This is a genomic window from Streptomyces sp. (genome assembly GCF_035563135.1).
Lineage (GTDB): Bacteria > Actinomycetota > Actinomycetes > Streptomycetales > Streptomycetaceae > Streptomyces.
The window spans coordinates 1-20,005 of sequence record NZ_DATMVN010000492.1; the positions used below are offsets into that span (position 1 = coordinate 1).

General features: G+C 72.6%; 15 protein-coding genes and 2 pseudogenes. 9 read left to right on the forward strand and 8 right to left on the reverse strand.

Going from position 1 to position 20,005, the window contains the following annotated elements:
* Together VN520_RS21615 and VN520_RS21620 are read right to left on the reverse strand one after the other, a co-directional pair.
* Nucleotides 1-874: pseudogene (locus tag VN520_RS21615) on the reverse strand (hypothetical protein); the annotation flags it as partial.
* Nucleotides 875-1,012: 138 nt separating this feature from the next.
* Nucleotides 1,013-1,315 (reverse strand): hypothetical protein, encoded by a 303-nt coding sequence (locus VN520_RS21620; RefSeq protein ID WP_325748587.1) that lies wholly within the window; start codon nt 1,313-1,315, stop codon nt 1,013-1,015.
* A gap of 362 nt (nt 1,316-1,677) precedes the next feature.
* On the opposite strand from VN520_RS21620, the gene tdh reads away from it, so the two are divergent.
* The 3 genes from tdh to VN520_RS21635 are packed head-to-tail and all read left to right on the forward strand — an operon-like array spanning nt 1,678 to nt 4,878.
* Complete coding sequence (tdh, locus tag VN520_RS21625) at nt 1,678-2,706, forward strand: L-threonine 3-dehydrogenase (RefSeq protein WP_325748588.1); 1,029 nt, start codon at nt 1,678-1,680, stop codon at nt 2,704-2,706.
* Nucleotides 2,707-2,748: 42 nt separating this feature from the next.
* Nucleotides 2,749-3,942, forward strand: a complete 1,194-nt coding sequence (locus tag VN520_RS21630; RefSeq protein ID WP_325748589.1) for a glycine C-acetyltransferase — start codon at nt 2,749-2,751, stop codon at nt 3,940-3,942.
* 30 nt (nt 3,943-3,972) lie between these two features.
* Nucleotides 3,973-4,878, forward strand: coding sequence for a LysR family transcriptional regulator (locus tag VN520_RS21635; protein ID WP_325748590.1), 906 nt, complete (start codon nt 3,973-3,975; stop codon nt 4,876-4,878).
* Nucleotides 4,879-4,894: 16 nt separating this feature from the next.
* Here VN520_RS21635 and VN520_RS21640 read toward each other — a convergent pair whose 3' ends face one another.
* Nucleotides 4,895-5,281, reverse strand: coding sequence for a VOC family protein (locus VN520_RS21640; protein ID WP_325748591.1), 387 nt, complete (start codon nt 5,279-5,281; stop codon nt 4,895-4,897).
* A gap of 86 nt (nt 5,282-5,367) precedes the next feature.
* Between VN520_RS21640 and VN520_RS21645 the strand changes: the two genes are divergently transcribed.
* Both VN520_RS21645 and VN520_RS21650 read left to right on the forward strand, forming a co-directional pair.
* Nucleotides 5,368-6,048, forward strand: a complete 681-nt coding sequence (locus VN520_RS21645) for a nucleoside/nucleotide kinase family protein (RefSeq protein ID WP_325748592.1) — start codon at nt 5,368-5,370, stop codon at nt 6,046-6,048.
* Nucleotides 6,049-6,142: 94 nt separating this feature from the next.
* A complete protein-coding gene (locus VN520_RS21650; protein ID WP_325748593.1) occupies nt 6,143-7,273 on the forward strand; it encodes an aminopeptidase P family protein in 1,131 nt (376 codons plus the stop codon).
* 88 nt (nt 7,274-7,361) lie between these two features.
* Here the strand turns inward: VN520_RS21650 and treZ are convergent, their stop codons facing one another.
* Nucleotides 7,362-9,122 carry a malto-oligosyltrehalose trehalohydrolase gene (gene treZ, locus VN520_RS21655; RefSeq protein WP_325748594.1) on the reverse strand — a complete coding sequence of 587 codons (1,761 nt, stop codon included), beginning with the start codon at nt 9,120-9,122 and terminating at the stop codon, nt 7,362-7,364.
* Between the two features lie 204 nt (nt 9,123-9,326).
* Here treZ and VN520_RS21660 point away from each other — a divergent pair, with 204 nt between their 5' ends.
* Complete coding sequence (locus VN520_RS21660; RefSeq protein ID WP_325748595.1) at nt 9,327-10,721, forward strand: GH1 family beta-glucosidase; 1,395 nt, start codon at nt 9,327-9,329, stop codon at nt 10,719-10,721.
* Here the strand turns inward: VN520_RS21660 and VN520_RS21665 are convergent.
* On the reverse strand, nt 10,693-11,604 hold the full coding sequence (locus VN520_RS21665; RefSeq protein ID WP_325748596.1) for a GNAT family N-acetyltransferase: 912 nt from the start codon (nt 11,602-11,604) through the stop codon (nt 10,693-10,695). The two genes, VN520_RS21660 and VN520_RS21665, sit on opposite strands and share 29 nt — an antisense overlap.
* 233 nt (nt 11,605-11,837) lie before the next feature.
* A pseudogene (locus VN520_RS21670) lies at nt 11,838-12,080 on the reverse strand (GNAT family N-acetyltransferase); the annotation flags it as partial.
* 184 nt (nt 12,081-12,264) lie between these two features.
* Here VN520_RS21670 and VN520_RS21675 point away from each other — a divergent pair.
* Nucleotides 12,265-12,831, forward strand: a complete 567-nt coding sequence (locus VN520_RS21675) for a DUF1707 and FHA domain-containing protein (protein ID WP_325748597.1) — start codon at nt 12,265-12,267, stop codon at nt 12,829-12,831.
* Between the two features lie 13 nt (nt 12,832-12,844).
* Here VN520_RS21675 and treY read toward each other — a convergent pair whose 3' ends face one another.
* Entirely contained in the window at nt 12,845-15,229 is a 2,385-nt protein-coding gene (treY, locus tag VN520_RS21680; RefSeq protein ID WP_325748598.1) for a malto-oligosyltrehalose synthase, read from the reverse strand.
* Between the two features lie 98 nt (nt 15,230-15,327).
* Complete coding sequence (glgX, locus tag VN520_RS21685) at nt 15,328-17,484, reverse strand: glycogen debranching protein GlgX (protein WP_325748599.1); 2,157 nt, start codon at nt 17,482-17,484, stop codon at nt 15,328-15,330.
* Nucleotides 17,485-17,863: 379 nt separating this feature from the next.
* Here glgX and VN520_RS21690 point away from each other — a divergent pair, with 379 nt between their 5' ends.
* Together VN520_RS21690 and VN520_RS21695 are read left to right on the forward strand one after the other, a co-directional pair.
* A complete protein-coding gene (locus VN520_RS21690) occupies nt 17,864-19,096 on the forward strand; it encodes an SAV2148 family HEPN domain-containing protein (RefSeq protein ID WP_325748600.1) in 1,233 nt (410 codons plus the stop codon).
* 79 nt (nt 19,097-19,175) lie between these two features.
* Nucleotides 19,176-19,937 carry a 3'-5' exonuclease gene (locus tag VN520_RS21695; RefSeq protein WP_325748601.1) on the forward strand — a complete coding sequence of 254 codons (762 nt, stop codon included), beginning with the start codon at nt 19,176-19,178 and terminating at the stop codon, nt 19,935-19,937.
* Nucleotides 19,938-20,005 lie beyond the last annotated feature (68 nt).

Below are 20,005 nucleotides of genomic sequence, written 5' to 3' on the forward strand. Positions count from 1 at the left end.
CCGTGACGGCCAGGGGCCCGGCGGCGAAGGGCTCGCCCGGCAGTTCGGCCGCCTCCCGGAAGAGCTCGGGGGACCGGCTGCGCCAGATGCGGGCGGCGGTCCCCGCCCAGGCGTCGTCCACCGCCCCGGACGGGCGCGGACCCGCCGCGGCGTGGACGCGGAAACGGGGATCGCTGATGTCGGGTGCGTCCTCGGGCAGGACACCGATGACCTGGTACGCGGTGCGTCCGGGATGCCGGGTGTATGTGGTGAAGGTCAGCCGCTCGGCGTGCTCCGGGGGGAGCACGGCGCAGGCCAGTGCGATCCAGCGGGCCACGTCCGCGCTCTGCCGCTCGACGAGCACGACCGGGGGCGCGGACGGGTCCTCGCTCACGCGGCGCAGGTCGCCGAGTACGGCGGCGAGCCACGGACCGCGCGACACCGCGAAGTCGCCGAGGCCCTCCCGGGTGAGCCCTCGCGACGGTCCCCGCACGGTGGACATCGAGGTCAGGGGATCGGGCGGCAGGCGGTCCGGTGCTGCGGAGAGCCACCCCGCGGCCCCCCACGCGGCGACCGGGAGCACCCGGCCGGGCATCGGTGTGCCGGGCGGAAGATGTACGGCGTGGGCGTGGAACCCCCCCGCGCCCGTGGCCACCGCACGGCTGAGCAGATGACTGCCGTCGGAGAGCCTGGCATGGCCGAACGCCACGGGCAGCGCGTGCAGTCGATCTCCGGTGAGCCGCTCGGGGGTCCCGGCCGGAGCCTCGTACGCCAGCAGCGGGGCGGCCTCGGCGCGCACCGGCCCGGGTATCGCGGGGTCGGCGGCGGTGAACCGGCCGCCGGCCCTCCCGTCCCCGGCTGCGGCGGAGGTGTAGTGCAACTGCGGGAGGCTCATGCGTAGGCCCTCATCGTCCCTGCCACGTGCGTCCCCGTCACACGCACCGGCCGCCGCTCGCCGCCCTGTCGGTGCGGCCCGGCCCGGCGGAGCGACGACCCCGGCGGGGAGCTTTCCGCAGTCGTGCGGGCGACGTTATCAAGCCCTGACGGCCCGTTGGGCCGCACGCGGCACGAGGACGTCCCGGCCCGGCCGTACGACCGAAGTGACGCTCTTTGCCGGGGCGGTGGGGTACGGGCACACCGGCGGCGACGGGTCCTTCGGGGACCGGCCGCAGAGGGCGGGCGAGGCTGTCAGGAGGTTCGTGCCCCTGCCATGACGGAACCCGGCCGGCTGCGCTCCGGCGGCGCACAGGACCGCGGTGACGATCACGGCGGAGTGCGAACCGGCGTCCCAGGTCAGCATCCAGAGGGAGACCGCCGCCCGGAGCACCGTGCCCACGGGCAGGGGCAGCCTCGGCCCGAAGCGCCGGGTCAGGGCGGCGCCGGGCGGCGGCGCGACGACGGTGGCCAGGCCGAGCGGCAGGGTGCGGATACCGGCCCCGGCGGGGGAGGGGTCCGGGCGGCGCCCCGGAGCGGGGCCGGAGGGGGAGGGCCTGAAGCGGATCTACGGCCGTGCTTAAGAAATCCTCGATGGACCTGCGGGCCCGGGTGCGGCACATTTCTCGGTGACGGCGAAGAGTGCGTGGACAGGCGTTCCGCCCTGTCCCGTCCGCCGTATCCCCCGCCGCCCCGCCGCAGGCCGTCCTCGGCATGCCCGGGAGGGGGGCATCCACCAGGTATCGGGTACAGGGAGCCGCAGCCGTGAAGGCACTCGTGAAGCACAAGGCCGAGCCGGGACTGTGGCTGATGGACGTGCCGGAGCCGGAGACCGGCCCCGGGGACGTGCTGATCAAGGTCCTGCGCACCGGGATCTGCGGCACCGACCTGCACATCCGTGACTACGACGGCTGGGCGCAGCAGGCGGTGCGTACGCCGCTCGTCCTGGGCCACGAGTTCGTCGGGGAGGTCGCCGCGATCGGCGCGGACGTCGTCGACATCGAGGTGGGCGACCTGGTCAGCGGCGAAGGCCACCTGGTCTGCGGTAAGTGCCGCAACTGCCTCGCCGGGCGCCGGCACCTGTGCCGCTCCACCCTCGGGCTCGGCGTGGGCCGTGACGGGGCGTTCGCCGAGTACCTGGCGCTGCCCGCGTCGAACGTCTGGGTCCACCGGGGCGAGGTCGACCTCGACGTCGCCGCGATCTTCGACCCGTTCGGCAACGCCGTGCACACCGCGCTGTCCTTCCCGCTGGTCGGCGAGGACGTCCTGATCACCGGCGCGGGCCCGATCGGCATCATGGCCGCGGCAGTCGCCCGTCACGCGGGAGCCCGCAACGTCGTCATCACCGATGTGAGTGAGGCCCGGCTCGAACTGGCGAGGAAGGTCGGGGTGGATCTCGCCCTGAACGTCAGGGGCGAGACCGTCGCCGACGGCCAGCGCCGGCTCGGACTGCGCGAAGGCTTCGACATCGGCCTGGAGATGTCCGGACGCCCCGAGGCCATGCAGGACATGATCGCCAACATGACGCACGGCGGCCGGATCGCGATGCTCGGCCTGCCGTCCGCCGAGTTCCCCGTCGACTGGTCCCGGATCGTCACCTCGATGCTCACGATCAAGGGCATCTACGGCCGCGAGATGTACGAGACCTGGTACGCCATGTCCGTACTCCTGGAGGGCGGGCTCGACCTCGCCCCGGTGATCACCGGCCGGTACGGTTACCGCGACTTCGAGGCCGCGTTCGACGACGCCGCGAGTGGTCTCGGTGGCAAGGTCCTGCTCGATTGGGCTGCCTGAAGCTCCTCGTACGCACCCGTATCCACCTGGGAGACATCTTTCATGTTCGATTCCGTACGCGACGACCTGCGCACCACCCTCGACGAGATCCGCGACGCCGGACTCCAGAAGCCCGAGCGGGTCATCGGCACCCCGCAGTCCGCCACCGTGGCCGTCACCTCCGGAGGCCGCGCGGGCGAGGTGCTCAACTTCTGCGCCAACAACTACCTGGGCCTCGCCGACCACCCCGAGGTCGTCGCCGCGGCCCACGGGGCGCTGGACCGCTGGGGCTACGGGCTGGCGTCCGTCCGCTTCATCTGCGGCACCCAGGAGGTCCACAAGGAGCTGGAACGGCGCCTGTCGTCCTTCCTCGGGCAGGAGGACACGATCCTCTACTCCTCCTGCTTCGACGCCAACGGCGGAGTCTTCGAGACCCTTCTCGGCCCCGAGGACGCGGTGATCTCCGACGCCCTCAACCACGCCTCCATCATCGACGGCATCCGCCTCTCCAAGGCGAAGCGCCACCGCTACGCCAACCGCGACATGGCCGACCTGGAGCAGCAGCTCAAGGAGGCATCCGGGGCCCGGCGCCGGCTCGTCGTCACCGACGGGGTCTTCTCCATGGACGGCTACGTCGCCCCGCTCGCGGAGATCTGCGACCTCGCCGACCGCTACGACGCCATGGTCATGGTCGACGACTCCCACGCGGTCGGTTTCGTCGGCCCCGGCGGCCGGGGCACCCCCGAGCTGCACGGTGTCATGGACCGCGTCGACATCATCACCGGCACCCTCGGCAAGGCGCTGGGCGGCGCGTCCGGCGGTTACGTCGCCGCGCGCGCCGAGATCGTCGCGCTGCTGCGCCAGCGCTCACGCCCGTACCTCTTCTCCAACTCGCTCGCCCCGGTCATCGCCGCGGCCTCCCTCAAGGTCATCGACCTGCTGGAGTCCGCCGGCGACCTGCGGGAGCAGCTCCGCGCCAACACCGCGCTCTTCCGTTCCCGGATGACCGAGGAGGGGTTCGACATCCTGCCCGGCGACCACGCCATCGCCCCCGTGATGGTGGGGGACGCGGCGAAGGCGGGCCGGATGGCGGAGCTGCTCCTGGAGCGCGGTGTCTATGTGATCGGGTTCTCCTACCCCGTCGTCCCGCAGGGGGCCGCACGCATCCGCGTCCAGCTCTCCGCCGCGCACTCCACCGAGGACGTCAACCGCGCCGTGGACGCGTTCGTCGGCGCACGGACCGCACTGGAGGCGTAGGGGCGCCCTCCGGGCTGGGACAATGAGCGCATGATCGATGCACGCCGGCTGCGTATCCTCCGTGCGGTGGCCGACCACCGCACGGTGACCGCCGCAGCCGCCGCGCTGTATCTGACCCCCTCCGCGGTCTCCCAGCAGCTCGCCGCCCTGGAGCAGGAGACCGGTCACCGGCTGGTCGAGCGCGGGGCCCGGGGTACCCGGCTGACCGCCGCCGGGGAGATCCTGCTGACCCACGCCAACGCCGTCCTCGCCCAGCTGGAGCGGGCGGAGGCGGAGCTCGCCGACTACGGCGCGGGCGTCGCGGGGACGGTCACCGTCGCCGCGTTCGCCACGGGCATCGGGCTCGTCCTCGCCCCCGCGATCACCGAGCTCACCCGCACCGCGCCGGGGATCCGGGTCCGGGTGCAGGACGCCGAGGGCGACGCGAGCGTGCCGATGGTGCTGGACCGCCAGGTCGATGTGGCGGTCGCCGTCGAATACCGGGGCGCGCCCGGTGACGACGACCGGCGGCTGACCCGGGTGCCGCTGTACTCCGAACCCTTCGACGCGGTGCTGCCGGTCGGCCACCGCCTCGCGGACCAGGCCCACGTCGCCGTCGCCGATCTCGCCAAGGACACGTGGATCGGCCCCTACCCGGGCAATCCCTGTCACGACGTGGTGGTCCTGGCCTGCGAGTACGCCGGCTTCGAACCCCTGCTGGAGCACTCGTCGGACGACTTCCACGCCGTGGTCGCCCTGGCCGGAGCAGGCGCGGGGGTGGCGCTGGTGCCCCGCTCGGCGCTGCGCGGCACGGAGCCCGGCGGGGTCGTCGTACGGCCGGTGGAGGGCGCCGCCCCGACGCGGCGGGTCTTCGCCGCGGTACGGCAGGGAGCCGAAGGGCACCCGCTGATCAAGCCGGTCCTCGAAGCGCTGCGTGCGGCGGCAGGGCCCGGGTGACCTCCCGGGCGGCCGGTCACGCGGGCTGCAGCAGGTCCCACCGGTTGCCGTAGAGGTCCTCGAACACCGCGACGGAGCCGTACGGCTCGTGCCTCGGTTCCTCCAGGAAGCGGACCCCGGCGGCCCGCATCCGCTCGTGGTCACCCGCGAAGTCCTCCGTGTACAGGAAGAAGCCGACCCGGCCGCCGGTCTGTGCCCCGACGCTCGCCTCCTGGGCCGCGTCCTCGGCGCGCGCCAGCAGCAGTCCGGTGCCCGTGGTGCCCGGCGGCCGCACGACGACCCAGCGGGAGCCGTCACCCCGGTCCGTGTCCTGCTCCAGCTGGAAGCCGAGGGCGCCGGTGTAGAAGGAGAGGGCCTCGTCGTAGTCGCGGACGACCAGCGTGACCAGGGCGATGTGGGACATGGGACCGATCCTCGTCCTCGGGGTACGGGTAGGTGGTTATACGTAACACTAACGGGGCCGGGGCCGGGCCGGGGACAATGCCCCTCATGGACACGAGTGACCGCGCCGCCCCGGCCGACTGTGCCGCGCTGAGTGACCGCGCCGCACTGACCGACCGCGCCGCACTGACCGACCGCGCCCGCCGCCTCGCCGCCGGCGGCGGCCGCCGCATCCTGGGCATCGCGGGAGCGCCCGGCGCCGGGAAGTCCACACTGGCCGCCCGGATCGTCGAGGAGCTCCAGGAGCGCGCGGTCCTCGTCCCGATGGACGGCTTCCACCTGGCGGGGGCGGAGCTGGAACGCCTCGGGCGGGCGGACCGCAAGGGCGCCCCCGACACCTTCGACGCGGCCGGTTACACGGCCCTGCTCCGCCGGCTGCGCCACCCCGGAGGCCCGGACCCGGTGTACGCGCCCGCCTTCGACCGGGCGCTGGAGGAACCGGTCGCCGGGTCCATGTGCGTCCCCGCGGACATCCCGCTCGTCGTGACCGAGGGCAACTACCTGCTTCTGGACGAGGGGCCCTGGGCGCCGGTGCGCGGCCTGCTGGACGAGGCGTGGTTCCTGGACGCCGATCCGGGGCTGCGGGTGCGCAGACTCGTGGACCGGCATGTGCGCTTCGGCAAGCCCCGCCCGTACGCCGAGCGCTGGGTCGCCGGATCCGACGAGCACAACGCCCGGCTGGCCGAGCGGCACCGCGACCGCGCCGACCTCGTCGTACGGCTCAGCTGAGCACACCCGGGGCGTTCCCGGATTCCGCTCGCGTCCGCCCCCGCCGGCGGGCAGGATGCTGAGTGCCGTGCCGCGCCCCGCCAGGAGGTTCCCCATGCCCAGTGACGACCAGCCCCTGCCCTTCACCGCCGAGGACTACCGGGCCAGGATGACCCGCGCGGCCGAGTCCGCCGAAGCCGCGGGCCTGGCCGGCGTCCTCGTGGCACCCGGGCCCGACATGGTCCACCTCACCGGTTACCGGCCGACGGCGGACACCGAGCGCCTCACCCTGCTCATCCTCAGAGCCGGCCACGACCCCGTCCTCGTCGTCCCCGCCCTGGAGGCGGCGGACGCCGAGCGTGCGGCGGGCGCCCCCGCCCTCACCCTGCGGGACTGGACCGACGCCGCGAACCCCTACACCCTGACCGCCGGACTCCTCGACGCCGAGGGCAGGTTCGGGATCAGCGACAACGCCTGGGCGCTGCACCTGCTGGCCCTGCACAAGCTCCTCCCCGGCACCTCCTACGCCTCCCTCACCGAGGCCCTGCCGATGCTGCGCGCCGTCAAGGACGCGGCCGAGCTGGAGCGGCTCGCCGCCGCGGGGGCCGCCGCCGACGCGACGTACGAGCAGATCCTGAAGGTCCGGTTCTCCGGCCGCCGGGAGAGCGACGTGGCCGCCGACCTGGCCGCGCTCCTCACCGAACACGGGCACTCCCAGGTCGACTTCACCGTGGTCGGCTCCGGTCCGAACGGCGCGAACCCGCACCACGAGGCGGGCGGCCGCACCATCGAGCAGGGCGACATGGTGGTCCTGGACTTCGGCGGGCTGATGCACGGCTACGGCTCCGACACCTCCCGCACGGTCCACGTCGGCGAACCCACCGCCGAGGAACAGCGGGTCCACGACGTCGTACGGGAGGCGCAGGAGGCCGGCTGCAACGCCGTGCGGCCCGGCGTGGCGTGCCAGGACGTCGACCGGGCGGCCCGCGCCGTCATCACCGAGTTCGGCTACGGCGAACGCTTCATCCACCGCACGGGTCACGGCATCGGTGTCACCACCCATGAGCCGCCCTACATGATCGAGGGCGAGGAACAGCCGCTCGTCCCCGGAATGTGCTTCTCCGTGGAGCCGGGCATCTATCTGCCCGGCCGCTTCGGTGTCCGCATCGAGGACATCGTCACCGTCACGGAGAGCGGGGGCAGGCGGCTGAACACCACCGCTCGTGAACTGGCGATCGTCGAGTAGCGCCCCCAGGTCCTGCGGCGCGCGGCCGCACGACCCGTTCAGCACGTCGTGAGGGGCCTCCCGGCCGTGCTGCGGCGCACCACCCTTCTCAGTCGTCGGCGAGCACGGCGCACGACTCCGGCGGCAGGTGCAGCACCCCGTCGGCGTCCGGCGCCGCGGTGGGCTCCCACGCGGCCAGCACCCTCCCCCCGCCCGCCCGGTGACGGCCGGCACCCAGCGGGACGGCGGCGGGCTTCCCCGAGAGGTTGACCGCGATCCGCAGATCGCCCCTGCGGTACGCGATCCAGCGGGCCTCCTCGTCGTACGCCGTCCGCACCGAGGCCAGATCCGGATCGGAGAGGTCCGGCAGGGTGCGGCGCAGGGCGATCAGCTCGCGGTGCCAGGCGTACAGCCGGCCGTGCGGCTCGCGCGCCGGCTCACTCCAGTCGAGGCAGGAGCGGGCCCGGGTGGCCGGATCCTGCGGATCGGGGATGTCCTCCTCGGCCCAGCCGTGCGCCGCGAACTCCCTCCGCCTGCCCTCACGCACGGCACGGGCGAGCTCGGGGTCGGTGTGGTCGGTGAAGAACTGCCACGGGGTGCGGGCGCCCCACTCCTCGCCCATGAAGAGCATCGGGGTGAAGGGCCCGGTGAGCACGAGCGCCGCCGCGCACGCCTGGAGCCCGGGGGAGAGCCCGGCGGCGAGCCGGTCACCGAGGGCGCGGTTGCCGATCTGGTCATGGGTCTGCGCGTACCCGACGAAGCGGTGGGCCGGAGTCCGGGTGACGTCGACAGGACGGCCGTGCGTCCGGCCCCGGAAGCTGGAGTACGTACCGTCGTGGAAGAACGCGCCGGTCACGGTCTTGGTGAGGGCGGCCAGCGGGGATGCCGCGAAGTCGGCGTAGTACCCCTGGGACTCGCCGGTGAGCGCGGTGTGCAGGGCGTGGTGGAAGTCGTCGTTCCACTGGGCGTGCAGTCCGATGCCGCCGTCCGCGCGCGGAGAGGTCGTACGCGGGTCGCAGAGGTCGGACTCCGCGATCAGGCCGAGCGGCCGGCCGAGCTCAGCGGCGAGGGTGTCGACGGCGGTGGACAGTTCCTCCAGGAAGGTGAGCGCGCGACCGTCGGCCAGCGCGTGGACGGCGTCCAGGCGCAGCCCGTCGAGGCGGTAGTCCCGCAGCCAGGCGAGAGCGCTGCCCAGCAGATAGGCGCGCACCTCGTCCGATCCGGGGGCATCGAGGTTGACCGCCGAGCCCCAGGGGGTGTGGTGCGTGTCCGTGAAGTACGGGCCGAAGGCCGGGAGATGGTTGCCCGAGGGACCCAGGTGGTTGTGGACCACGTCCAGGACGACCGCGAGACCCAGACCGTGCGCCGTGTCGACGAAACGCTTCAGCCCTTCCGGGCCGCCGTAGGGCTCGTGGACCGCCCACAGCGACACCCCTTCGTACCCCCACCCGTGCGTGCCCGGGAAGGGGCAGACGGGCATCAGTTCCACATGGGTGATGCCGAGGTCCACGAGGTGGCCGAGCCGCTCGGCCGCGGCGTCGAAGGTGCCCGCCTCCGTGAACGTGCCGACGTGCAGCTCGTACAGGACGGCGCCCGGCAGCCCGCGCCCGGCCCACTCGGTGCGCCAGGCGTACGCGGCGTGGTCGACGACGGCGCTCTCGCCGTCCGGCCCGTCCGGCTGGCGGCGGGAGCGCGGATCGGGCAGCACGGGCCCGTCGCCGAGCGCGAAGCCGTAACGGTCACCGTCCGCCGCCTCGGCCTCAGCCGTCCACCAGCCCGCACGCGACGGGTCGCGTTCCATCGGCCGCCGGCCGTGCGCCGTGCACAGCGCGGCCGACCCGGTCTCAGGGGCCCACACCTCGAACTGCATCCATCACTCCTCGTCCATGAACCGGATGCCTCGCCGGAGGCCCCATGATCGGCGGAATTCGCACGCACGGCCCCGGGACACTGGAGCGAGCCCGTACCTGGCGACTAGGGTCTGGTCCTGATCATTGCCCTACCGGGCTCACGCTCATTCGCGGTGGGCCCGGCGAGTAGGACGAGGTCCCTCCTACGGCTGCTGGAGGCCGAGATGCCCGTGCCGACCTTCCCACCCGGTTTCCTGTGGGGCGCCTCCGCCTCCGCCTTCCAGACGGAAGGGGCCTTCGACGCCGACGGCAAGGGGCCCTCCGGCTGGGACGCCTTCGCCGCCCGGCCCGGCCGGATCAAGGACGGTACGGACACCACCCGGGGCACCGGCTTCCACGAGCACTACCGTGAGGACGTCGCCCTCCTCGCCGGTCTGGGCGCGGACGCCTTCCGCTTCTCCATCAGCTGGCCCCGGGTCGTGCCCGGCGGCAGCGGCTCGCTCAACCCCGCCGGACTGGACTTCTACGACCGGCTCGTCGACGAACTCTGCGCCCACGGCATCACCCCGGCCCCCACCCTCTACCACTGGGACACCCCGCTCCCGCTGGACGAGGCGGGCGGCTGGCTCAACCGGGACACCGCCTACCGCTTCGCCGAGTACGCGGGCATCGTCGCCGAGCGCCTCGCCGACCGGGTCCCCATGTGGATCACCATCAACGAACCGGCCGAGGTGACGATGCTCGGCTACGCCCTGGGCGAGCACGCCCCCGGCCGCACGCTCCTCCTCGACGCGCTGCCGGCCGCCCACCACCAGCTGCTCGCCCACGGACTGGCCGTACGGGCGCTGCGCGCCGCCGGCGCGGGCAACATCGGCATCGCGCAGTCGCACACCCCCGTCTGGACGGCGGGGGACTCCGACGAGGACCGGGCGGGAGCGGAGATCTACGACACCCTGGCCAACTGGCTGTTCGCCGACCCGGTCCTCACCGGCCGCTACCCCGGTGAAGGCTTCGCCGCGCTGATGCCGGGCCCGGTCGAGGACGATCTCAGGGTCATCTCCACACCCCTCGACTGGTACGGCGTCAACTACTACAACCCGACCCTCGTCGGCGCCCCCGGACCCGGAGCGCTCGACTCCTTCTCCGGCCACCCGATACCGGCCGGACTCCCCTTCGGCATCAGGGAGATCGAGGGGTACGACACCACCGACTTCGGCTGGCCCGTCGTTCCCCAGGGGCTCGCCGAGACGCTCGGCCGGCTGCGGGACCGCTTCGGCGGCCGGCTGCCGCCCGTCTACATCACGGAGAACGGCTGCGCGGTCGACGAGCCGGTCGCCGACGGCCGCCGCATCGCCTTCCTGGAGGGGCACCTGGAGGCGCTGCGCACGGCCATCGACGCGGGCGTCGACGTGCGCGGCTACTTCACCTGGTCACTGACCGACAACGTCGAATGGACCGAGGGGGCCAGCAAGCGGTTCGGCCTGGTCCACATCGACTACGAGACCCTGCGGCGTACCCCCAAGGAGTCCTACGCCTGGTACCGCGACGTGATCCGCGCGCAGCGCGCCGGAGGCACGCCCGGGACGCCGCTCACACCAGGTGGACACGCTCCTGCGTGACGCGGTGGCCGGCGCGGGCGAACGCGGCGGCCATCGGCGCGTTGCCCCGGTCCGTCGCGCCCGCGATGGAGGTGGCACCCTCACCGGCGAGGAAGTGGGTGCTCTCCACGAGCAGGTCGTAGCCGTAGCCGTGCCCCCGCGCCTCGGGCACGACCCCGATGAAGCCGATGCACGGGCCGCCCGGATTGCGGGCGGGCACATGGATGCCCGCGAGTGCGCCGTCCGGGGTGTGGGCGAGCTGCCACCAGGAACGGGGCGAGGGGCACCAGTTGAAGAAGTCCAGTTCCTCCCGGGCGGCCTGTTCCAGACCGCCCGGGCCCTCGATGACACGCCTGGCGTGGGCGTCCAGGGTCACGGAGTGGACCCGGCGCAGGACGTCCAGGACCACCGCGTCGTCGGGTGCCTCGCGGAAGATCAGCCGGCCGGGCCGCTCGGGCAGGCCGTCCGAGGGAGTCCACTCGTAGTGGTAGCGCTCGACCAGCGGCTTCATCCCCGCCGCCCCGGCCGCCGCGATCCGCGCCGAGGCAGCCGCCCGGACCGCGGGCACCTCCCGCCAGCCGGGCGGCACGATCAGCTCGTACTCGACGGACCACGGGGCGCGGCGCAGCAGCTCGGTGCCCGCCGCCGCCTCGCCCTCGGCGAAGTCGAAGTAGTTGAGCAGCACGGGCTCGGTGTCCTCGGGCCCGCCCCACCAGGCCGCCCTGGCGACGACGACGCCGTCGCGCAGGGCCACCCAGGTCCACTCGGGCCGGTACTCACCGCCTTCGTGCACGACGGCGTAGCGGTGGCCGAACGCGGCACGGCCGACGAGAGAGGGGCCTTGCAGGGAATCGAAGAGATGCGCGTCGCCCGGGGTGAGCGAGCGGATGACCGTAACGGTCATGGTGGTGTCCTCCGGTACTCGGCGCCCCCGGTCAGACCGAGTCCGACACCGTCCTGCGGACGGGACGGGAGCGCGTGAACGTGGTGCTACGGGTGGTGCCGAGGTCACGCACGTGTCTCGCCTCCTTCCTCGTCCGGAACCGTCCGGGGCGGGCGCCCGGGTAGGTGCCGGGCGCCGACGTTACGGCCTCCGGCGTCCCGCGTCCACCGGTTTCACGGCTGGTCCCTCGTGCCGCGTTCCGGCTCCGGCAGGGTGTCGTCCAGGTCGAAGAAGTCCAGGAGCTGAGGACCGCCGCCGTCCTGGCCCGTCCACCAGGCGATCCGCCCCACGACACGGTCGCCGCGCAGCGCCACCCACATCCATTCGGGGCGGCGGCGGCCCGTGGCGAGGTCGTCGGCGAGTTCGTGGTCGAGCACGTAGGACAGCCGGAGGAAGAGACCGAGTTCGTCCGCTCCGGCGAGCGGACGGATGGTCAGTTCCGGTGGTGCAGGGGGTACACGGTCTCCTCGATGTGGGTGCCGCCTCCGAAGGCGGCAGCGCGTGAGGATAACAACTCGCGGGCCCCGGCGGGCCGCATTCATCCACTGCGGCGCAGGTCAGGGTGGCCGGGACCGGGCCTCGTCTGGACACCTCGGGCGTCGCGGGCCGAGAATCGGTTCTGTGACGTCCTCCTTCGAGTCCCACACGTATCCCGCGCGGCTCTCGGACGCCGAGCGCGACCGTGTTCTCGGTGTGCTCAGAGACGGCGCCGCACAGGGGAAGCTCTCCCACGACACCTTTCTGCGGCGCATGGAACTCGCCCTGACCGCCCGGCGCTCCGAGGAGCTGAAGGCGCTCACCTCGGACCTGGAGCCAGGCGGGCGCTGGTCCCGCGGCCTGTTCCGCGCGGTGGGCGAGGTCTCCGCCTTCCCGGCCCGGGTGCGCAGGGCGTGGCAGGCCGGGCGGCTGCCTGAACTCCTGCTGCCGGTGCCCGGGCCCCACCCGTTGCGCATAGGCCGCGACCCGGGCAACGGACTCCGGCTCAACCACGAGACGGTGTCGCGGCTGCACGCCGAACTGACCGCGCACGGAAGCCGGTGGATCCTGCGCGACCTGGGCTCGACGAACGGCACGTGCGTCAACGGCCAGCGGGTCGTCGGCTCGGTCGCGGTGCGCGACGGCGACCAGGTGAGCTTCGGCCGGATGGCCTTCCGGCTGACCGCGTCGCTGCCCGTACCCCCGGTCTGAGCGAACGGACCGCTCAGCGCCTCACCCTCGTGAGAAGCGCCACCGGCCGCTCGGCGAAGAGCCGCGCCACACCGACCGCGGAGCCCGTGAACTCCCGCCCGGGCGACAGGAGGTCGGCCCACGGGCCCTCGTCGGGCAGCGTCAGTTCCGTATCGCGCCAGCCGCCCTCCTCGTCGAGCCGCAGCGACAGCCGGGTCACCGCCGTGACCACCTCGCCGGACCGGCAGAACGCCAGACAGTGGGCTGCCGCAGGCCCCCGCGCGGCCAGCGGGGCATAGGTGCCCGACTCGCCGAAGAGCTCCGGGCGCTCCCGGCGCAGGCGCAGCGCGGCCCTGGTCAGCGCGGCCTTCTCGCCGCCGTCCCCGGCAGGCCGGGTGAACGGCCGCCGGTTGTCCGGGTCGACCAGCGCGATGTACTCCCGCTCCGTGCCCTGGTACAGGTCGGGGACTCCGGGCATCGTCAGGTGCACCAGCGCGGCACCCAGCACGTTGGCCCGCACGAAGGGGGCGAGAGCCTTCGCGAACGTGGTCATCATCGACCGCGCCTCGCCCGCGTCGCTGCCCGGACCGGCCGCCACGAAGTCGGCCACGGCCCGCTCGTACGCCGGGTCGGGCTCGGTCCAGCTGGTGAACAGGCCCGCCTCGCGCACGGACTTCAGCAGCGCGGGCTCCAGCCTGCCCGCGGTCTCACCGGCGGGCAGCCCCGCGCAGCCGTACGCCGACTGCCAGGCCTGCCAGGCCAGCTGCGGGTCCGGGGCCGGCACGGACGCCGCCCGGGACAGCTGCGCCACCAGTGAGGACCACCGCTCGGGGCACTGGGACAGGACCGCGATCCGGGCCCGCACGTCCCCGCTGCGCTTGGTGTCATGCGTGGTCAGCACCGTGCCGGTCGCCGGCCAGTCCCTCGCGAGGCGGGTGCAGAAGGCGTGGAACTCCTCCGGGCTCACCGCCGGCTGCCCCGGATCGCCGCCCACCTCGGCCGCCGAGATCAGCGGGACGTAGCGGTAGAACGCCGTGTCCTCCACCGACTTGGCGTGCAGCGCGGACGCGGTCTGCGCGAACCGGGCACAGAACGCCGCGTGCTCCGGCCCGTCCCCGAGCCGGCCCAGCGCGAGGTCGCGCACCACATCGACGGCCTCCGCCTCCTGCGGGACCGGGAAGACCGCCTTGGCGTCCCGCACCGCCTCGGCCGGGAGCGTCGCCTCGGCGATCTCGGTGAGCGGGCCGCCCGCCGTCACGTACGGCCGGTACACGGGCACCCGCACCAGCAGCTCGCGCACCGCCGTGTGCAGGGCCCACGGCGCGTGGTCGTGCAGCGCGGGGTCCCCGGCGCACGCCTCGACGACCAGGCGGGTCAGCCACTGGGTCTCGGCGGCCAGCTCATGGGTGACCACGCGGTACGCCGCCCGGCGTACGGTCGCTGTCCAGCAGCCGCCGCGGTCCCCGGGAGGGCCCGCGAAGTCCCGGTAGCGGCCGAGCAGATCCGCCGCGCCCATCGGGTCGGTGAACACGCCGTCGATCCGGTGCAGCGCGTCGTATCCGGTCGTCCCCGCGACCGCCCAGCCGGCCGGCAGCGCCTCGGAACCGGTCAGGATCTTCTCCACCACCGTCCACCGCCCGTCCGTGGCGTCACCGAGCCGTCCGAGATACGCGGCGGGATCGGCCAGCCCGTCCGGGTGGTCGACGCGCAGTCCGTCGACGACCCCGTCGCGGACCAGTTCGAGGATCTTGCCGTGGGTGGCGTCGAAGACCTCGGGGTGCTCCACCCGGACACCGATCAGATCGGAGACGGTGAAGAACCGCCGGTAGTTCAGCTCGGTCCTGGCCAACCGCCACCAGGCGAGCCGGTAGTGCTGGGCGGCCAGCAGCTCGGGCAGCGCGAGGCCCTCCGTGCCCGCGCGCAGGGGGAACTCCAGATCGCCGTAGCGCAGCACGGGCGTGCCGTCGTCCCTGGTGCCCGGCTCCAGGCTGCCGCTCTCCTCGCCGACACGTCCCGCCAGCACCGGCAGCAGCACCTTCCCGCCCCCGGCCGCCCAGTCGATGTCGAACCAGCGGGCGTACGGGGACCCGGGGCCCTCCCGCAGGACCTCCCACAGCGGCACGTTGTGCCGGGGCGCGGCGGCCATGTGGTTCGGCACGATGTCCAGGATCAGTCCGAGGCCGTGGGCGCGTGCCGTGGCGGCCAGCTCCCGCAGGCCCTCCTCACCCCCGAGCTCGGCCCGCACCCTGGTGTGGTCGACGACGTCGTAACCGTGTCCGGAACCGGGCACGGCCTCCAGGACGGGGGACAGGTGCAGGTGGGAGACGCCGAGCTCGGCGAGGTACGGCACGGCGTCCGCGGCGGCGGCGAACGGGAAATCCGGTTGGAGCTGCAGCCGGTACGTGGCAGTGGGCGTCATGGAATCGTACGTACCCAGCCGGGGGCCTCTCTCCCACCTTCCCGGCCGGCCGGCACCGGCCCGGCGGCGGCCCGGCCGGTGCCCGTCACCCCATCGGCCTACGCCGGACGCTTGAGCACGGTCAGACTGCGCCCGACCAGCGTCACCCGTTCGCCCGCGGACACCCTGGGCCCCGCACCGGGCGGCACCCCGTCCGGAATCGCGGTGTCCACGACGACCTGCCACTGCTTGCCGTGGTTCACCGGGACGGTGAATTCCAGGCTCTCCGCGGCCGCGTTGAACATGAGCAGGAACGAGTCGTCGGCGATCCGCTCGCCGCGCGGGCCCGGCTCGGAGATCGCATGACCGTTCAGGAAGACCGTCATGGCCTTGGCGTGAGCGGCCTGCCAGTCCCGCTGGGTCATCTCCTCGCCCCGGGGAGTGAACCACGCGATGTCGGACAGCTCGTCGTGCGTGCCCTCCACCGGGCGGCCGTGGAAGAAGCGCCTGCGCCGGAAGACCGGGTGGTCGCGGCGCAGCCAGACCATCGCCCGGGTGAACTCCAGCAGGCTCGTGTCGGTGCCGCTCGCCTCCTCCTCGCCGTCCCCGGCGCGCGACGCGGCGGCCGGATCGGGCCAATGGACCCAGGAGAGCTCGTTGTCCTGGCAGTAACCGTTGTTGTTGCCCCGCTGGGTCCGTGCGAACTCGTCGCCGTGGCTCAGCATGGGGACGCCCTGGGAGAGCATCAACGTGGCGATGAAGTTGCGCATCTGCCGGCCGCGCAGCTCCAGCACCTCCTTGTCCTCGGTCTCTCCTTCCACCCCGCAGTTCCACGAACGGTTGTGGCTCTCGCCGTCCCGGTTGCCCTCACCGTTGGCGTCGTTGCGCTTCTCGTTGTACGAGACCAGGTCGTGCAGGGTGAAACCGTCGTGGCAGGTGGTGAAGTTGATCGAGGCCAGCGGGCGTCTGCCGTCGTCCTGGTAGAGGTCCGAGGAGCCTGTGAGGCGGCCGGCGAACTCCGCGAGGGTCCTGGGCTCGCCCCGCCACAGATCCCGCACCGTGTCCCGGTACTTGCCGTTCCACTCGGTCCACAGCGGCGGGAAATTGCCCACCTGGTATCCGCCCTCGCCCACGTCCCAGGGCTCGGCGATCAGCTTGACCTGGCTGACCACCGGGTCCTGCTGCACGAGGTCGAAGAAGGAGGACAGCCGGTCGACCTCGTGGAACTGGCGCGCGAGCGTCGCCGCCAGGTCGAAGCGGAAGCCGTCCACGTGCATCTCGGTCACCCAGTACCGGAGCGAGTCCATGATCAGTTGCAGGACGTGCGGCGACCGCATCAGCAGGGAGTTCCCGGTGCCGGTGGTGTCCATGTAGTACTTCTGGTCGTCGGCCAGGCGGTAGTACGAGGCGTTGTCGAGGCCCCGGAACGAGAGGGTCGGACCGAGGTGGTTGCCCTCGGCGGTGTGGTTGTAGACGACGTCGAGGATCACCTCGATGCCGGCCTGGTGCAGCGCCCTCACCGCCTGCTTGAACTCCAGCACCTGCTCGCCGCGGTCACCCCAGGAGGCGTACGCGTTGTGCGGGGCGAAGAATCCGATGGTGTTGTAGCCCCAGTAGTTGGCCAGGCCGGCGTCGGCGAGACGGTGGTCCTGGACGAACTGGTGCACCGGCATCAGCTCGATCGCGGTGACCCCCAGTTCCGTGAGATGGGCGATGATCTCGGGGTGCGCGAGACCCGCGTAGGTGCCGCGCAGTTCCTCGGGCAGGCCCGGGTGAAGCATCGTCAGGCCCTTCACGTGGGCCTCGTAGATCACTGTGCGGTGGTAGTCCGTACGCGGACGGCGGTCGTCTCCCCAGTCGAAGTACGGGTTGACCACGACCGCGCTCATGGTGTGCGGCGCCGAGTCGAGGTCGTTGCGCTCGTCCGGCTTCCCGAAGGGATAGCCGTACACCGCCTCGCCCCACTGGATCTGTCCCGAGATCGCACGTGCGTACGGATCGAGGAGCAGCTTCGCCGAATTGCAGCGCTGCCCGCGCTGCGGCTCGTAGGGCCCGTGCACCCGGAAGCCGTAACGCTGCCCCGGCATCACGCCGGGCAGATAGGCGTGACGGACGAAGGCGTCGGTCTCGCGGAGCTCCACCGCCGTTTCTGAACCGTCGTCGTGCAGCAGGCACAACTCGATCCGGTCGGCGGCCTCCGAGAAGACCGCGAAGTTGGTTCCGGCGCCGTCGTACGTGGCGCCGAGGGGATACGCGTGTCCCGGCCAGACCTGCATAGATAGGACTCTTCCACTTCTGATCCGGGTGTCGGGGGTTTTCGACCCGATACTCCCCGAAAGACGGTCCTGTACCTAGTACGTCGAGCGGTGCGGCCGGGTCCTGTCGTACGGTCCCGCCGGACCGGTCAACCTGGGACGCCCCGGTGTCGCCCGGACAGGGGGCCCGGACCGCCGGGCGGCTCCTCCGTCCGGTATGCCGTTTGCGAGGGGGTGCGCAATCGCTATGAACCATCTCACTCCACCTGATCTCATCGCAAGGAACGGGCCCGCTCCATCGGGGAGTTGAGTAAGGAGCCTGTGCATCCGGCTGCACCGGCTCCCGCTGCCGGAGTACCCTTCCTTGATCGTTGGTGGGGGACTGGAAGGCGGTGCGCGGGTGAGCTCGGGAGGGTTCGAGCTGCCCCCAGGTGACGCAGGTCACGAGGGGGAATCGACCGATGCCCCGCCAGGGGCTGTCTCCCTCGCACAGCCCGTGGAGATCGGTGCTGCGCTGGACTGGGGAGCGGACTCCTGGAACGAGGTGCGCACACGGGCCCAGCGGGCGGGGCGTGCGTACATCTGGCTGAATCTGGTGGAACAGAGGCTGCGCGCCGTGGTCTCCGCCGTGATCCGGCCGATCTACGAGCCGGTGCACGGCGAGGACTGGGTGGTGGCCGCCGCCGGCCCCGCGGGGCAGGAGTGGGTGCAGCGCGCCGTCGCGGTCCGGGAGGTCTCGCGCCGCAAGGGCTATCTGCTCGACCCGGCGGACGACAACGTCCTGAGCTTCCTGACGCTGCCGCAGCTGCGTGAGCTGATGGTCCAGCACTGGCCGTGTTTCGAGCCGTACTTCGACGACCGCCGCGAGGTGGAGCTCGCCCTGGACGAGCTGGAGGTGGCGCGCAACGTCGTCTCCCGCAACCGTGCGCTGAACGAGGCGGTCCTGGCACAGGCCGAGCGGGCCTCCGCGCGGCTCCTGGAGATCCTCGGCGGCGGGGCCGCGGTCCCGTCGGCCGACCGGCTGCCCGTGGACGCGGTGGAGGAACTGGTCGGCGACCGCTACGCCGATGTGGTCTCCGTCCACCCCGACCGGGTCCGGCTCCAGCGCCAGCTGCCCGCCGAGGACCTGTTCGGCGGGGCACGCCGGCTGGACGCGATCGGTATCGGGCTCAATCTCCTCACGCAGAACTTCTCGGGGCGCCGGCTCGTCCGCCTCGCCGAGTCCGGATGCCGGGTCCGGCTGCTGTTCATCAACCCGGCGAGCAGCGCGGTGAAACGCCGGGAGCGCGAGCTGGGCCTCAAGAAGGGTGAACTGAGCCGCTCCGTGGAGATGAACATCCTCCACATGCGCCGGGTCCGCTCCAAGCTCCGTGATCCGGGCGCCTTCCAGATCCATGTCTTCGACGAGACGCCGCGCTTCACGGCCTACCTGGTGGACGGCGACGGGCCCGGCGCGGTCGGTGTCGTCCAGCCGTACCTGCGGCGCGCACGCGGTATGGAGGCTCCCGTGCTGGTGCTGCGCGGCGGGGGGCGTGCGGTCGTCAGGGCGGGGCAGGACAGTGAGCACGGCCTCTTCGAGACGTACCGCGAGGAGTTCGAGTCGGTCTGGACGGACTCCAGACCGGTCTCCTGACGCCTCTTCCCGGCGTTGTCAGTGGTGCGTGCGAAGGTGGTCAGCACCTGGGGGGAAGCACCACAGAAGGAGGTACGGGATGAGCTGGATCAGCGGACCGCTGCTGGCGTTCGACCTGGAGACCACGGGCACGGATGTCGAGACCGACCGGATCGTGACGGCGGCGGTCGTCCGGCTGGAGGCGGACGGATCCGTGTCGCAGGAGCGGACCTGGCTGCTGGATCCCGGTGTGGACATACCCGAGCAGGCGTCGGCGATCCACGGCATCTCGACGGAACGCGCCCGCGAGCACGGGGTGCCGGCCGCAGCCGCGGTCGAGGAGATCGCCCGCGCCGTCGCCGACGGGCTGCGCTCGGGGACGCCGCTGGTGGTGATGAACGCGCGCTACGACCTGTCCCTGCTCGACCGTGAGTGCCTGCGGTACACGGTGGAGTCGGTCAGCGAGCGACTGGGCGGCCCGCCTTCGCCCGTCATCGACCCCCTGGTGATCGACAAGCATGTCGACAAGTACCGGAAGGGGAAGCGGGCCCTGCACGCGCTGTGTGCCCACTACGGGGTGCCGCTCGACGACGCGCACGACGCCAGGGCCGACGCCGTCGCCGCTGCCCGTGTGGTGCGGCGCCTGGGGGAGAAGCACCAGCCGGTCGCAGTGATGCCGCTGGAGGACCTGCACAGTCTGCAGACGGATGCGGCAGCCGAGCAGTCGCTCTCCCTGCAGGCCTATCTGCGGCGTACCGGGGACCCGGCGGCGGTCGTCGAACCGGCCTGGCCGCTCATCCCCCGGAGGCAGCAGCCGCAGGCGGGAGAGGGCGGTCCGGGGGCGTCAGTTCGGAGCCGGTGAAGCCGTCTCGTCGGCCTCGATGTCGAAGTTGATCTGCTCTCCTTCGACCGAGGTGACCTTGACCGACA

Coding starts and splice junctions, on each gene's coding strand:
- VN520_RS21650 (WP_325748593.1), top strand. CDS start 6,143: ATGCCCAGTGACGACCAGCCCCTGCCCTTCACCGCCGAGGACTACCGG.
- treY (WP_325748598.1), bottom strand. CDS start 15,229: ATGACGCCCACTGCCACGTACCGGCTGCAGCTCCAACCGGATTTCCCG.
- VN520_RS21645 (WP_325748592.1), top strand. CDS start 5,368: ATGGACACGAGTGACCGCGCCGCCCCGGCCGACTGTGCCGCGCTGAGT.
- VN520_RS21640 (WP_325748591.1), bottom strand. CDS start 5,281: ATGTCCCACATCGCCCTGGTCACGCTGGTCGTCCGCGACTACGACGAG.
- VN520_RS21660 (WP_325748595.1), top strand. CDS start 9,327: ATGCCCGTGCCGACCTTCCCACCCGGTTTCCTGTGGGGCGCCTCCGCC.
- VN520_RS21665 (WP_325748596.1), bottom strand. CDS start 11,604: ATGACCGTTACGGTCATCCGCTCGCTCACCCCGGGCGACGCGCATCTC.
- VN520_RS21695 (WP_325748601.1), top strand. CDS start 19,176: ATGAGCTGGATCAGCGGACCGCTGCTGGCGTTCGACCTGGAGACCACG.
- VN520_RS21630 (WP_325748589.1), top strand. CDS start 2,749: ATGTTCGATTCCGTACGCGACGACCTGCGCACCACCCTCGACGAGATC.
- treZ (WP_325748594.1), bottom strand. CDS start 9,122: ATGCAGTTCGAGGTGTGGGCCCCTGAGACCGGGTCGGCCGCGCTGTGC.
- VN520_RS21635 (WP_325748590.1), top strand. CDS start 3,973: ATGATCGATGCACGCCGGCTGCGTATCCTCCGTGCGGTGGCCGACCAC.
- glgX (WP_325748599.1), bottom strand. CDS start 17,484: ATGCAGGTCTGGCCGGGACACGCGTATCCCCTCGGCGCCACGTACGAC.